This window comes from Pseudomonas sp. Soil_N_39 (assembly GCF_057655955.1).
Window position 1 is genome coordinate 59118 of record NZ_JBDGLI010000026.1, and the last position, 14207, is coordinate 73324.

Sequence of the window (14207 nt, forward strand, 5' to 3'; positions counted from 1 at the left end):
ATCTTTCACTCCATTACGATAAACGCCCCCTCCCTCACCGAGACGCCCATCATCGCCACCACCAGCCTCCCCCGACTGTTTCTTGAACTGTTCTGGCAACTCGGCATCCTCCTGGTGCCGGCCTTTTTCGTCACCATACTGCCGCCCCCTTTGGCTTTGCTGGCGGTGGTGTGCCTCGGGCTGCTGATGGGCCTGGCCGCTCGCCTGGGCTTTTTGGAGATGGGCCGAGGCGTTGCGCGATTGACGGTCGGCGCCGTGTTCGGCCTGGGCTTCAGCCTGGGCCGGGCGTTGCCCGAGTGGTGGGGCATCCTGGTGGCGATCTTCGGCATCATCGTCGGGCTCGCCTGCGTCAGTCGCTGGGAACGGCGCCTTGGGTTGGCGCCCGTTTCCAGCAAAGGGCCGAGTGCCTGGGGTGGAAACGAGCCGCTGTTGACCCCTGAAGGCGAACCGATCCGGGTCTTCAACCACGGCGAGATCGCCATGGGCGGCCCGACGTATTGCGACTATCTGTTTCCCGACGGTGTGCTCCTGCAAGGCATTGGTTCCTCGGCAGTGTTCTCCAGCGACGGGCGCTACTTTGCTGCACCGGTGCCGTCCCGACAGGCATGGGGACTGGTGGTCCTCGACCGTCAGCAACGCCTGTTGTACCGCTGCGCCGACAGCGAACTCTGGGAGTTGGACGCTTTTGACCTCGACCGGTTGAGCGGACGCCATAGCCCGCTGGTGGATAACAGCATTCGCGAAACCCGACTCGATGAGCTGCTGCAAACGGCTAGCGTCACCCCTCTGGTGCCTGTCGCCGACCTGTGGCTTGAAGCCGACTGGCATCCTGAGCAGACCTTTGAACGGCGCTCCACTGATGGCCAGCAGTGCCTGCTGGGTAATATCTCATTGCCCTCTACCTTTCGTGACTTGGCCCAGCCATTGGATCCCCTGCTTTCGCCGCGCTATACCGTCAGCGTCAACGGGCAACCGTCCGATCTGCTGATGGCGGCAGACGCACCGCTGATATGGAGCACCGATCAACGCGCCCTGGTGTGCCTGGCCCAAGAGCAAGGCGGTCAAACGAAGGGCGACCAGTATTGGTTGTGGCGGCTCGACACCGGCTGGCGCGCCCTGCCCTCGCCCTGGGTAAAGAGCGCCGCGGAACCGTCCTTCTACTGGCATGAACTGCTGGGCCTCGACGCCGACCATGTGCGTATCGGCGCGTACCTCGATTATCCGCGCCCAGGATCCGGCCTTTATGGCTATCGCCTGGACAGTATCCATGGCGATACCGAAACCCAGACCGGTCATGACGCCCAGGGGCGCGTGCAGGTCGGTGAGTTCACGCTGACCCGCATGGCGATTGTGATGCCGCTGGACAGCAAGGGCCGGCGAGGCGATTCCTGCATCGAGACGCAACCGTTGCAGGGCGACGTGCGCGCTGTCCTGACATGGCTCGGTGACAATCGCGAAGGCCTGGGTGGCTATCGCTGCAGGATCGGCGACTGGTCCGTGCCTGGAACCTGGTTGCTGGATCATCGGGTCTCCGAATGTGGGCGCTACCTGGCGCTGCTACCCTTCGACGGTTCAACGACCGTTACAACCCACGCGGTGGTAGCAGACTTGCAGGAGCAACGCTTGCTGGAAGGACCTGCGATGTGGGTAGAGCGAATACTCGATTTTCGCGATGGTCGGCTGAGCCTGGCGGTCGTTCAAGGTCGGCTGGATAACAATAGGGAAAGCAGCCCGATGCAGCGATTCAACGTCGCCGCGCCGGAGGTTGGCAGCGACTCGTCCTTTTTTCGTCCAAACGAACAATCCCGACTGTTCTACAACACGGTGCAGTTGCAACCGACAGCGTCACAGCTCAGCACCGTCGAGCCTTGGCGCCTGGTGGATCGCCCGCAAGCGGCCACCGCCGAGGGTGATTTCATCCAACCTGCACCGAATGATCAGGATGCCGCCTGGCTGTTCGGCAGCGAGACGGAATACGCCGACAGCTGGGTACGTGCCGGTACGCCCCGTCTCGGCGGGCACCTGCTAACGGCCTCGGGTTGCGCATTGGTTGATCTGGCACCCTCGATGGTCTGGTCACCCAACAGCCGCTATCTGGCGCTGACCTGTATGGCAACCGATGTGGCAGAACAGTGTGGAAGCTACCGGGGCTGGCAATTGCTGCTCCTCGATGTCCAGGCGCATACGCTGCGGATACATCCGCAATGGTTGGGCAATCGGCCTCAGTTCGAAAGCTTCGACGAAGAACACGTGCAGATACGGTGTTTCGAGCACGATTGGGAAACCGAAAGCAGCGAGGATCAAGGCTCGGTGCAGTCGGTCTTGCTGGACGTTCTATTGCAATTGCCCGCTGAACAACTGATTTGCCAGGAAGGTATCTGGCTCAGGTCGTCCCAGGCGGACCTCGCCTTTGCGTGGCAAGCACTGGCGTTACCCGCCATCCGCTATTTCGAGCGCGGGAGCCTGTAACATGCTCGCCATCGATGCCTGCGCCGGAGCCCCCCTTTGACTGACACCCGCCCTCCCGTCCTCGACGAAATCGACCGGCAACTGATCGCGGCGCTGCAAATCAACGCCCGGGAAAGCGTCGCTATGCTCGCCCGGCAACTGGGCATCGCCCGCACGACCGTGACCTCGCGGCTGGCGCGCCTGGAAAAGACCAAGGTGATTACCGGATATGGCGTGCGCCTGGGCCAACGGGTGATTGACGGCGGCTTGCAGGCTTACGTCGGCATCAAGGTCCAACCGCGCTCGGGCAAGGACGTGCTGCGACGCTTGAGCGCCATGGCCCAGGTCCAGCAGCTGTGCGCGGTCAGCGGTGAGTTCGACTACGTCGCCTGGTTGCGCACGGACTCGCCGGAGCAACTGGACCAGTTGCTGGACCAGATCGGCAGCGTGGACGGCGTGGAGAAGACCACCACCTCGATCATCCTCAGCAGCAAGATCGATCGGGGCCAGCCGGTCTAGGGCCTGTGACTTACCTTGTGGGAGCGAGCTTGCTTGCGATGGCGTTGATTCAGCCACATCTTCATGACTGACAGACCGCTATCGCGAGCAAGCTCGCTCCCACAGAGAACCTGTTTCGTCATTACGACTCATCAATACGTCAAAGTGACTGCAAACCGCTCAAAACGACGACATATTGTGTCTTATTAACGTGTTCCACCCTCCCTAGAATGGCTGGCATCTTTCCTATACTCAGACGCGAACACCGCGTCGAGTCGCCCAGCAAGGTCCGCCATGAACAAGCACAATCGCCACCCAGCAGACGGTAAGAAGCCCATCACCATTTTCGGGCCGGACTTTCCTTTCGCTTTTGACGACTGGATCGAGCACCCGGCTGGCCTGGGCAGTATTCCCGCCCACAACCACGGTACGGAAGTGGCGATTGTCGGTGCCGGGATCGCCGGTCTGGTGGCGGCGTACGAGCTGATGAAGCTGGGGCTCAAGCCCGTGGTCTACGAAGCATCGAAGATGGGTGGGCGCCTGCGCTCACAGGCGTTCAACGGCGCCGAAGGGGTGATTGCCGAATTGGGCGGTATGCGTTTTCCGGTGTCGTCCACCGCGTTCTACCACTACGTCGACAAGCTGGGCCTGGAGACCAAACCGTTCCCCAACCCGCTGACCCCGGCGTCCGGCAGCACGGTCATCGATCTGGAAGGCCAGACCTATTACGCACAGAAATTGGCGGACCTTCCTGCGCTGTTCCAGGAAGTCGCCGACGCCTGGGCCGATGCGCTGGAGGATGGTTCGCGCTTCGGCGACATCCAACAGGCAATCCGCGACCGCGACGTGCCACGCCTCAAGGAACTGTGGAACACCTTGGTGCCGCTGTGGGATGACCGCACCTTCTACGACTTCGTCGCCACCTCCAAGGCGTTCGCCAAGCTCTCGTTCCAGCACCGCGAAGTGTTCGGCCAGGTCGGTTTCGGCACGGGTGGCTGGGATTCGGATTTCCCCAATTCGATGCTGGAAATCTTCCGCGTCGTGATGACCAACTGCGACGACCATCAGCATCTGGTGGTCGGCGGCGTCGAGCAGGTGCCCCACGGCATCTGGAACCACGTGCCGGAACGCTGTGCGCACTGGCCCGAAGGGACCAGCCTGAACTCGCTGCACCTGGGCGCCCCACGCAGCGGCGTGAAGCGTATTGCCCGTGCGGCCGATGGCCGTTTCAGCGTGACGGACGTTTGGGAAAACACCCGCGAGTACGCCGCTGTGCTGGTCACGTGCCAGAGCTGGCTGCTGACCACCCAGATCGAATGTGAAGAAGCGCTGTTCTCGCAAAAAATGTGGATGGCCCTGGACCGCACCCGCTACATGCAATCGTCGAAGACCTTCGTGATGGTCGACCGGCCGTTCTGGAAGGACAAGGACCCGGAAACCGGTCGCGACCTGATGAGCATGACCCTGACCGACCGTCTCACTCGTGGCACCTACCTGTTCGATAACGGCGACGACAAGCCAGGGGTGATTTGCCTGTCGTATTCCTGGATGAGCGATGCGCTGAAAATGCTTCCGCATCCGGTGGAAAAACGCGTGAAGCTGGCCCTCGATGCCCTGAAGAAGATCTACCCCAAGGTGGACATCGCCGCCCGGATCATCGGTGATCCGATCACCGTGTCCTGGGAAGCCGACCCGCATTTCCTCGGTGCATTCAAAGGCGCCCTGCCCGGCCACTATCGCTACAACCAGCGCATGTACGCGCATTTCATGCAGGACGACATGCCGGCCGAACAACGCGGGATCTTTATCGCCGGCGATGACGTCTCATGGACACCCGCCTGGGTCGAAGGCGCGGTACAGACCTCACTCAATGCCGTGTGGGGAATCATGAAGCACTTCGGCGGTGAAACTCACGCCGAGAACCCGGGTCCAGGTGATGTGTTCCACGAGATCGGTCCGATCGCCCTGCCCGAATAAAAGGAGTTTTCGATGCGCGTAGCCCTCTACCAATGCCCACCGCTGCCACTGGATCCGGCCGGCAACCTGCAACGCCTGCATCAGGTGGCGCTGGAAGCCAGGGGCGCCGATGTGCTGGTGCTGCCGGAGATGTTCATGACCGGCTACAACATCGGTGTCGATGCGGTGAATGTACTGGCCGAGGTCTACAACGGCGAGTGGGCGCAACAGATCGCCCGCATTGCCAAGGCGGCCGGCCTGGCGATTGTCTATGGCTACCCTGAACGCAGCGAAGATGGGCAGATCTACAACGCCGTGCAACTGATCGACGCCCAGGGCGAGCGCCTGGCCAACTACCGCAAGAGCCACCTGTTCGGCGACCTCGATCACGCCATGTTCAGCGCCGGCGACGCCGCGCTGCCCATCGTCGAGCTCAACGGCTGGAAACTCGGCCTCTTGATCTGCTACGACCTGGAATTCCCGGAAAACGCCCGACGCCTGGCCCTGGCCGGTGCCGAGCTGATCCTGGTGCCAACCGCCAACATGCAGCCCTACGAATTCATCGCCGACGTCACCGTGCGTGCCCGGGCCATCGAGAACCAGTGTTTCGTGGCGTACGCCAACTACTGCGGCCACGAAGGTGAATTGCAGTATTGCGGCCAAAGCAGCATCGCCGCACCGAACGGCGGTCGCCCGGCGCTTGCGGGGCTGGACGAGGCCTTGATCGTCGGTGAACTGGATCGACAACTGCTGGACGACTCCCGCGCGGCCTACAACTACCTGCATGATCGCCGCCCCGAGCTTTACGACGACCTGCACAAACACTGATTGAGGATTGAGAAAGGGCCCTGATCCGCTAGCATGGGCGCATCCTTGTTTTGGAAGCGCCCATGCCGGTCCCCGATTCCCTCCGCCCCCACACTGAAACCCTGGTCAACGGCTTGCGGGTGACCTTGCGTCATGTCCCGGGTCTCAAGCGCAGCGCCGCGGTACTGCGCGTCGCCGCTGGCAGCCATGATGCACCTCTGGCTTGGCCGGGCATGGCGCACTTGCTCGAACATCTACTCTTCCTCGGCACCGAACGGTTTCCCGCCGGGGAAAACCTGATGGCCTACGTGCAGCGGCACGGCGGTCAGGTCAATGCACGCACCAGTGAACGCACCACGGATTTTTTCTTCGAGCTCCCTCCCGCAACCTTCGCCGACGGGTTGCAACGGCTGTGGGACATGCTCGCTCAGCCACGCCTGGATGAAGCTGATCAATTGCGCGAACGGGAAGTGCTGCACGCAGAGTTCATCGCCTGGTCCCAGGATGCAGCCGCCCAGCGACAGCTTGCCTTGTACGACGGCGTGTCAGCGTCCCACCCGCTGCGGGGCTTTCATGCCGGCAATCGCGACAGTCTCGCGGTGGAGCACGCAGAATTCCAAACGGCATTGCACGACTTCTATCGCCGTTTCTACCAAAGCGGCCAGATGATCCTGAGCCTGGCCGGCCCGCAAAGCATCGAGACCTTGAAAGCGCTGGCGGAACAGTTCGGCAGCCATGTACCGACCGGTGAAGTGGTTGCCAGACTCTCGCCGCCTAAGCTGATGGCGTCGTCCCAGACAAGTTATCAACAGGTCCGCGAAGGTTGTCTCGATTTGCTGTTCGCCTTCGAAGCGTTGCCCGCCGCCTCGCCCCAAGCCCTGGACTTTCTCTGCACGTGGCTGAACTCCAGCAAACCGGGTGGCCTGCTTGCCACGTTGCGTCAGCGTGGCCTGGCGGACAGCCTCAAGGCCACCGCATTGTATGAGTTTGCCGACCAGGCGCTGCTGCACATCGAATGCAAGCACGGCAACGCGCAGGCGGCGGTGCAAATCGAGCCGTTGCTGCACGACTGGTTAGGCTTCTTTGCCGCCCAGGATGACTGGGCACCGTTGCGCCAGGAATTCACCGCGCTGTTGCAGCGTCGACAGGAGACAGGATCGGCCTTGCAGTTGGCCCGCTGGGACGGTGAAGGACGTGACGCGCCGCTGCTGGCAAATGACCTCGTTCGGCTCAGGGAAATCCTCAGGCAACTGCACCCCGTCGAGAACGCCGTGGAACCCTGGCAATTGCCCGCGCCCAATCCGTTCCTGCAAACACCCAGCGAAGCGCCTCGCGCCGGGCTGATACGCGGCCAGACCAGCGCCCACCGCGGCTTGCGCACCTTCGCCCAGGATCGCTCCCGGGGCCGGCGGGAACGCTCGCCCATGCAGTTCAGCCAGGCGCTGCCAGACAACGGTCGTGAAGGCGCGGTGTACCTGCGCTGGCAACTGACGACCCAGGCACCGCTCGACGTTCAATCCAGGCTCGACCGGCAGCTGCAGGATGTGCGTGAAGATGCAGGCCAGGCCGGCGTGGACGTCAGTTTCGAAGCGTCCGCTCATCAATGGCTGTTGAAATTGGTCGGTTTGCAGACGCCGGTGCCACTGGTGCTTGAACACGTTCTGGCGAAGCTTGCCCAACCGCTGTCAATGGCCCGGACCGGTGACGCCCCCCCGTCGATGCCGATTCGACAGCTGTTGAAGGCGCTGCCGAATCATTGCCGGCAATCGTCAGTGTTGCCATTGCCCGACAGCGACCAGAACGTGTGGACAACGGCCCGCTGGGACGGGCTGTCCATCGGTCTGTCGGCCGCCACCCAAGGGGCGCTTGGCCCAGCGCTGGCCCGTGTACCGGGTATTGCCGGCGTGGACGTCAGCCTTGCGACGGCGTCGCGTAGGCAACGCATCTGGCATAGGCGCCAGACCCACGGTGAAGAATCGGCCGTGTTGCTGTTTTGCCCGACGGCCACCCTGGCGCTGGCAGACGAAGCCGCCTGGCGGTTGCTGGCGCAGCTGTGCCAGACGCCGTTCTACCAGCGCCTGCGCGTCGAGTTGCAGTTGGGTTATGCGGTGTTCAGCGGCTTGAAGCAGGTCGACGGGCAAACCGGGTTGCTGTTCGGCGTCCAGTCGCCCAGCTTCTCGGCGGTGCAGTTGATCGCCCACATCGAGCAATTCCTGGCTGGGTTACCGGCGCTGATCCAGCAGTTCGATGATTCCTCCCTGAGCGGCCAGCAGCAGGCGCTCGCCGCCCAGCTCCAAAGCACCGCCCTGCCCTTCGCCCAGGCCGCCGAACTGCTCTGGCAAGGCAAGCTGGTCGGCCGCCCGTCGGATTATCTTGAGCAACTGTCCGCTGCCATCCTGTGCCTGGATCGCGCCCAGCTCGAGACTGCCGCCCAGGGTTTAATCGATGCGCAAGGGGGATGGCATTGCCTGAGCAACGGCACCTGCCCGCCAGAACACTGGCAAGGGGCGCAGTGATCATTGCAGCCGCTGTAATGAGCTTTCTTCGAGAATCGCGGCGAACGAATTTGTCAGATTTAGTAACATAGGCGCCTAAGCATCTGAACATCTCCGAACGGAGGTGGACTATATGTATAGATCTCACCCGTTCCATCGAACCAAAGTCCCCCAACCAAAGGAGTATTCCCATGTCCTGGTCCAAACCCGCATATATCGACCTGCGTATCGGTTTCGAAGTCACTATGTACTTCGCCAGCCGCTGATTGCCGCGGGCGGTTAAGCACGCAGCACTACGCCTCGGTCAGCCGGGGCGTTTTTTATTTCGGTTTGCAGATGGAGCAGCCATGTTTGTCCAGATTCTAGGTTCCGCCGCCGGCGGCGGTTTCCCCCAGTGGAACTGCAACTGCGCCAACTGCGCAGGTTTTCGCAACGGCAGCCTGCGGGCCCAGGCGCGTACCCAGTCGTCCATCGCCCTGTCCGATGACGGCGTGAACTGGGTGCTGTGCAACGCCTCCCCGGACATTCGTGCCCAGCTCCAGGGCTTTGCCCCAATGCAGCCTGGCCGAGCCCTGCGCGACACCGGAATTGGCGCGATCATCCTGATGGACAGCCAGATCGACCACACCACCGGCCTGCTCAGCCTGCGTGAGGGTTGCCCCCACCAAGTCTGGTGCACCGACATGGTCCATGAAGACCTGAGTACCGGTTTCCCGCTGTTCAACATGCTGACCCACTGGAACGGCGGGTTGAGCTGGAACCGCATCGAGCTCGACCAGAGTTTCATCATCCCGGCCTGCCCGAACCTGCGGTTCACCCCGTTGCCATTGCGCAGCGCCGCACCGCCCTATTCACCGCACCGCTTCGATCCGCACCCGGGCGACAACATTGGCCTGATCATCGAAGACCTGCGCACGGGCGGCAAGCTGTTCTACGCCCCGGGCCTGGGCCAGGTTGACGGGGCGTTGCTGGAGATCATGGCCGACAGCGATTGCCTGTTGGTGGACGGCACGATGTGGGACGACGATGAAATGCAGCGCCGTGGCGTCGGCACGCGCACCGGTCGGGAAATGGGTCATCTGGCACAGAACGGTCCCGGCGGAATGATCGAAGTGCTGGAGCAACTGCCCTTGCCGCGCAAGATCCTTATTCATATCAACAACACCAACCCGATCCTCGACGAAGACTCACCCGAGCGGGCTGAACTTGTACGCCGAAAGATTGAAGTGTCTTACGACGGAATGAGTATTGAGTTGTAGGAAAGGCGGGACGATTGTGGGAGCGGGGTTGTGGGATCTCAGCCGCCATTGATGCTGGCTGACCGGACGCTATCGCGAGCAAGCTCGCTCCCACAGTAGTCCGAGTCGTACTGGCTACCTGATTCACAGCAAAACCCGTGTGGGAGCGAGCTTGCTCGCGATGAGGCCAACCCTGACGCCACAGAACCCACAGGCATTCCCTGGAGACCGAAATGACTGACACCCCCCTGTCCCCCGCCGAGTTCGAAGCGGCCCTGCGTGCCAAAGGCGCGTATTACCACATCCATCACCCCTACCACGTGGCGATGTATGAAGGCCGTGCCACTCGCGAGCAGATCCAGGGCTGGGTCGCGAATCGTTTCTACTATCAAGTGAACATCCCGCTCAAGGACGCCGCGATCCTGGCCAACTGCCCGGACCGGGAAATCCGTCGCGAGTGGATCCAGCGCCTGCTCGACCATGACGGCGCACCCGGCGAAGACGGTGGCATCGAAGCCTGGCTACGGCTGGGCCAAGCGGTGGGCCTGGACCCCGACCAACTGCGTTCCCAGGAGTTGGTGCTGCCGGGGGTTCGTTTTGCGGTGGATGCCTACGTCAACTTCGCCCGCCGGGCCTGCTGGCAGGAAGCCGCCAGCAGCTCGCTGACCGAACTGTTCGCCCCGCAAATCCACCAGTCGCGCCTGGATAGTTGGCCCCAGCATTACCCATGGATCGACCCGGCCGGCTATGAATACTTCCGCACCCGCCTGGGCCAGGCCCGGCGTGACGTGGAGCATGGCTTGGCGATCACCTTGCAGCACTACACCACCCGCGCAGGGCAGGAACGCATGTTGGAGATTCTTCAGTTCAAGCTGGACATCCTCTGGAGCATGCTCGACGCCATGACCATGGCCTACGAATTGAACCGCCCGCCCTATCACACCGTGACCGACCAACGGGTTTGGCACAAAGGAATTACCTTATGAGTTTCGACCGCAGCCAAACCCCGCGCTGGCGCCCCGGCTATCGCTTCCAGTACGAACCGGCCCAGAAAGGCCACGTGCTGCTCTATCCTGAAGGCATGATCAAGTTGAACGACAGCGCTGCACTGATCGGTGGCCTGATCGACGGTGAGCGGGATGTCGCGGCGATCATCGACGCGTTGGCCAAGCAGTTTCCCGACGTGCCTGAACTCGGTGATGACATCGAGCAATTCATGGAGGTCGCCCGTGCACAGCACTGGATCGAACTTGCCTGACACTACCGGCCTGCCGCCCAAGCCGGAAGTCGGCCTGCCGCTGTGGCTGCTGGCCGAACTGACCTATCGCTGCCCATTGCAATGCCCATACTGCTCCAACCCCCTGGACTTCGCCGAGCAGGGCAAGGAACTGAGCACCGAACAGTGGTTCAAGGTCTTTCGCGAGGCTCGTGAGATGGGCGCCGCGCAGTTGGGTTTTTCCGGTGGCGAGCCGTTGGTGCGCCAGGACCTGGCCGAGTTGATCGCCGAGGCGAGCAGGCTGGGTTTCTATACCAACCTGATCACCTCCGGCATCGGCTTGACCGAACAGAAAATCAGCGACTTCAAAAAGGCCGGCCTGGACCATATCCAGATCAGTTTCCAGGCCAGCGACGAGCAGGTGAACAACCTCTTGGCCGGCTCGAAGAAAGCCTTCGCGCAGAAACTGGAAATGGCCCGGGCGGTGAAGGCCCACGGCTATCCGATGGTGCTGAACTTCGTGACCCATCGGCACAACATCGACAAGATCGACCGCATCATCGAGTTGTGCATCGCCCTGGAAGCCGACTTCGTCGAACTCGCCACCTGCCAGTTCTACGGCTGGGCGCAGCTCAACCGCGTCGGCCTGCTGCCCACCCGGGAACAATTGGTGCGTGCCGAGCGCATCACCAATGAATACCGTGCCAAGCTGGAAGCTGAAGGTAATCCGTGCAAGTTGATCTTTGTCACGCCGGACTACTATGAAGAACGCCCCAAGGGCTGCATGAACGGCTGGGGCAGCATTTTCCTCACCGTCACACCGGACGGCACGGCATTGCCCTGTCACGGTGCCCGACAATTGCCGGTGCAGTTTCCCAATGTGCGCGACCACAGCATGCAGCATATCTGGTACGACTCGTTCGGCTTCAACCGTTTCCGCGGTTATGACTGGATGCCCGAACCGTGCCGCTCCTGCGATGAAAAGGAAAAGGACTTCGGCGGCTGTCGCTGCCAGGCGTTCATGCTCACGGGGGACGCCAGTAATGCCGACCCGGTGTGCAGCAAATCCGAGCACCACGGGGTGATTCTCAAGGCGCGTGAAGACGCCGAACACGCCACGCAAACCATTGAACAGTTGGCCTTTCGCAATGAACGAAACTCACGCCTCATCGCTAAAGGCTGAGCCTTTCAGCGCCGCCCAGGCGGTTGCCGCCGGCACCGACTTCGCCGAACTGCAGGTCGGGCCCCTGGGCTTGTTCTGGAATGAATACCGCCCCGCGGACGGTGCCTGTCGGCTCTGGCATTGGCAAGATGCCATGCCCCGCTGCCTGACGCCGGACGGGTTCAGCGCGCGTAGCCGGGTCTATGAATACGGCGGCGGGTCGTTCTGCCTGAGCAATGACGGTGTGCTGTTCGTCAATGAGGCCGACCAGCAGCTGTATCACCAATCCCTGAACGACGAACACCCCGTGGCGCTGACCTCCGGTGAGTGCCGCTACGGGGATCTTGGTTTCGCCGACGGCCAGGTACTGGCGGTGGAAGAACAAGCCAACCAGCATCGCCTGGTGTCGATCGGGTTGGCGGATCATCAACGACATCTGCTGGCCGAAGGCGCCGATTTCTACGCCTCGCCGACCCTGAGCCCGGACGGTCAGCGGCTCGCCTGGATTGAGTGGAGCCGCCCGCATCAACCCTGGACAGCAACGCGGTTGATGTTGGCCGAGCGCAATGCTTCGGGCTGGGGAGAGCCGCGCTGTGTCGCGGGCAACGGTGAAGAAGAGTCCATCCAGCAACCGCGCTTCGACACGGCCAGTCGCCTTTATTGCCTGACTGATCGCGGTGGTTATTGGCAGCCCTGGAGGGAGTCGGCTCAAGGCCTGGAACCACTGCCCGCCGCCGAAGCCGATCACGCCCCGGCGCCTTGGCAACTGGGGGGCTGTACCTGGCTGCCGCTGGATGAACGCACCTACCTGGCGAGTTGGACCGAAGCGGGTTTCGGGCGTCTGGGCCTGTGTCGCGATGACCAGGCCAGTGAGGACTTTACCGGCACCTATAGCCGCTTTCGCAGTCTGGCGCTGGATGAGCGGTTCATCTACGCCATTGCCGCCTCGCCGACCCGCCCATCGGCAGTCATTGCCATCGAGCGGCAGAGTCATGAAGTGGCGGTGCTGGCCGGCGGCGTCGCGCCATTGCCCGACGAACAGATCAGCCGTCCTCGGACCCTGCGCTATCCCTCCGGGTCAGGTGAGGCCCACGGGTTCTTTTACCCGGCCATGAATGCACCCTCGAAACCGCCCTTGGTGGTGTTCATTCATGGCGGCCCCACCTCAGCCTGTTATCCCCTGTTCGATCCGCGTATCCAGTATTGGACCCAGCGCGGCTTTGCCGTTGCCGATCTCAATTACCGCGGCAGCAGCGGCTATGGTCGGGCCTATCGGCAGGCGTTGCATTTGAACTGGGGCGTGGTGGATGTCGAGGATGCCTGCGCGGTGGTCGCCTACCTGGATGAACAAGGCCTGATCGACGGCCGTCATGCGTTCATCCGCGGTGGCAGTGCCGGTGGCTACACGACCCTCTGCGCCTTGGCGTTCCATGAGGTATTCCGGGCCGGCGCCAGCCTCTATGGCGTGAGCGACCCCGTCGCCCTCGGCCGGGCCACGCACAAGTTCGAAGGTGATTATCTGGACTGGCTGATCGGCGACCCGCAGCAGGACGTTGAACGCTACCGCGCCCGTACTCCGCTGCTGCACGCCGGGAACATCCGCGTGCCGGTGATCTTTTTCCAGGGTGAGCTGGACGCCGTGGTGGTACCGCAGCAAACCCGCGACATGGTCAGTGCCTTACAGGCCAACGGCGTTGCGGTCGAGGCGCACTACTATCCGGATGAGCGCCACGGTTTTCGCAAGGCTGCGAACCAGGCGCATGCGCTGGAGCATGAGTGGTTGTTTTATCGCAAGGTGATGGACGGCGATCTATAGGAAGCCAAGCAAACTGTGGGAGCGAGCTTGCTCGCGATAGCGGTGTGTCAGTCTATGGACATGTTGACTGGACTATTGCTATCGCGAGCAAGCTCGCTCCCACAGGAGGATTTCATGACCGATGAATTCAGCGCTTGGCGATGATATACACCGCATGCACGATGCCCGGGATGTAACCCAACAGCGTCAGCAGGATATTCAGCCAGAACGCCCCGCCGAAACCGACTTGCAGGAATACCCCCAACGGCGGCAGCAGAATGGCGATGATGATTCGAATGATATCCATGGATGACTCCTGATTGGCGATGGCTACGTTGCCATATAGCTCATTGACCCACGACCGCTCGTCAGGGTTCAGTGAAAAACAATCAGGCTGGCGGCCGAACGGCCAAATCCACTCACGAAAAAAAAACGCAGACAAAAGAAAACCCCGCCGAAGCGGGGCTTTGCAGACTGTTTCCCTGACATCCATTTCACTCCGCCGTCCTGGCAGAATCCTACGTGTCCGTGTTGTTGCCTTTGCGCGTCCTGCGCTACGTCCTTGGAAGCTAGATTAGCCCTGGATCCAATC

Annotated in this window: 12 protein-coding genes; 11 read left to right on the forward strand and 1 reads right to left on the reverse strand. The window is 61.9% G+C overall.

Annotation, left to right across the window (positions count from 1 at the left end):
- Positions 1-18: 18 nt before the first annotated feature.
- From AC3A5O_RS26905 to AC3A5O_RS26955, 11 genes are all read left to right on the forward strand, one after another.
- Positions 19-2469 (forward strand): hypothetical protein, encoded by a 2451-nt coding sequence (locus tag AC3A5O_RS26905; protein WP_436278751.1) that lies wholly within the window; start codon positions 19-21, stop codon positions 2467-2469.
- 36 nt (positions 2470-2505) lie between these two features.
- On the forward strand, positions 2506-2967 hold the full coding sequence (locus AC3A5O_RS26910; protein ID WP_018607342.1) for an Lrp/AsnC family transcriptional regulator: 462 nt from the start codon (positions 2506-2508) through the stop codon (positions 2965-2967).
- 273 nt (positions 2968-3240) lie between these two features.
- Complete coding sequence (locus tag AC3A5O_RS26915; protein ID WP_122566672.1) at positions 3241-4923, forward strand: flavin monoamine oxidase family protein; 1683 nt, start codon at positions 3241-3243, stop codon at positions 4921-4923.
- Positions 4924-4935: 12 nt separating this feature from the next.
- Entirely contained in the window at positions 4936-5730 is a 795-nt protein-coding gene (locus AC3A5O_RS26920) for a carbon-nitrogen hydrolase family protein (RefSeq protein ID WP_122566671.1), read from the forward strand.
- Between the two features lie 62 nt (positions 5731-5792).
- Positions 5793-8225, forward strand: a complete 2433-nt coding sequence (gene pqqF, locus AC3A5O_RS26925; RefSeq protein ID WP_487753943.1) for a pyrroloquinoline quinone biosynthesis protein PqqF — start codon at positions 5793-5795, stop codon at positions 8223-8225.
- 170 nt (positions 8226-8395) lie between these two features.
- Positions 8396-8470 (forward strand): pyrroloquinoline quinone precursor peptide PqqA, encoded by a 75-nt coding sequence (gene pqqA, locus AC3A5O_RS26930; RefSeq protein ID WP_003177660.1) that lies wholly within the window; start codon positions 8396-8398, stop codon positions 8468-8470.
- Between the two features lie 81 nt (positions 8471-8551).
- On the forward strand, positions 8552-9463 hold the full coding sequence (gene pqqB / locus AC3A5O_RS26935; protein WP_122566669.1) for a pyrroloquinoline quinone biosynthesis protein PqqB: 912 nt from the start codon (positions 8552-8554) through the stop codon (positions 9461-9463).
- A gap of 212 nt (positions 9464-9675) precedes the next feature.
- A complete protein-coding gene (gene pqqC / locus AC3A5O_RS26940) occupies positions 9676-10428 on the forward strand; it encodes a pyrroloquinoline-quinone synthase PqqC (protein ID WP_305468686.1) in 753 nt (250 codons plus the stop codon).
- Positions 10425-10700 (forward strand): pyrroloquinoline quinone biosynthesis peptide chaperone PqqD, encoded by a 276-nt coding sequence (pqqD, locus tag AC3A5O_RS26945; protein ID WP_122566667.1) that lies wholly within the window; start codon positions 10425-10427, stop codon positions 10698-10700. The genes pqqC and pqqD overlap by 4 nt, the downstream gene beginning before the upstream one ends.
- Positions 10672-11841: a pyrroloquinoline quinone biosynthesis protein PqqE gene (pqqE, locus tag AC3A5O_RS26950; RefSeq protein ID WP_487753944.1), complete on the forward strand. Its 1170-nt coding sequence runs from the start codon at positions 10672-10674 to the stop codon at positions 11839-11841. Before pqqD ends, pqqE begins: the two co-directional genes overlap by 29 nt.
- On the forward strand, positions 11807-13636 hold the full coding sequence (locus tag AC3A5O_RS26955) for an alpha/beta hydrolase family protein (protein WP_487753945.1): 1830 nt from the start codon (positions 11807-11809) through the stop codon (positions 13634-13636). Before pqqE ends, AC3A5O_RS26955 begins: the two co-directional genes overlap by 35 nt.
- Positions 13637-13763: 127 nt before the next feature.
- Here AC3A5O_RS26955 and AC3A5O_RS26960 read toward each other — a convergent pair whose 3' ends face one another.
- Positions 13764-13922, reverse strand: coding sequence for a YqaE/Pmp3 family membrane protein (locus AC3A5O_RS26960; RefSeq protein ID WP_038436734.1), 159 nt, complete (start codon positions 13920-13922; stop codon positions 13764-13766).
- Positions 13923-14207 lie beyond the last annotated feature (285 nt).

Bases quoted from the DNA above. Each gene is read 5' to 3' on its own strand.
- AC3A5O_RS26915 (WP_122566672.1), top strand. From the start codon at position 3,241: ATGAACAAGCACAATCGCCACCCAGCAGACGGTAAGAAGCCCATCACC.
- AC3A5O_RS26920 (WP_122566671.1), top strand. From the start codon at position 4,936: ATGCGCGTAGCCCTCTACCAATGCCCACCGCTGCCACTGGATCCGGCC.
- pqqF (WP_487753943.1), top strand. From the start codon at position 5,793: ATGCCGGTCCCCGATTCCCTCCGCCCCCACACTGAAACCCTGGTCAAC.
- pqqB (WP_122566669.1), top strand. From the start codon at position 8,552: ATGTTTGTCCAGATTCTAGGTTCCGCCGCCGGCGGCGGTTTCCCCCAG.
- pqqC (WP_305468686.1), top strand. From the start codon at position 9,676: ATGACTGACACCCCCCTGTCCCCCGCCGAGTTCGAAGCGGCCCTGCGT.
- pqqD (WP_122566667.1), top strand. From the start codon at position 10,425: ATGAGTTTCGACCGCAGCCAAACCCCGCGCTGGCGCCCCGGCTATCGC.
- AC3A5O_RS26955 (WP_487753945.1), top strand. From the start codon at position 11,807: ATGAACGAAACTCACGCCTCATCGCTAAAGGCTGAGCCTTTCAGCGCC.
- AC3A5O_RS26960 (WP_038436734.1), bottom strand. From the start codon at position 13,922: ATGGATATCATTCGAATCATCATCGCCATTCTGCTGCCGCCGTTGGGG.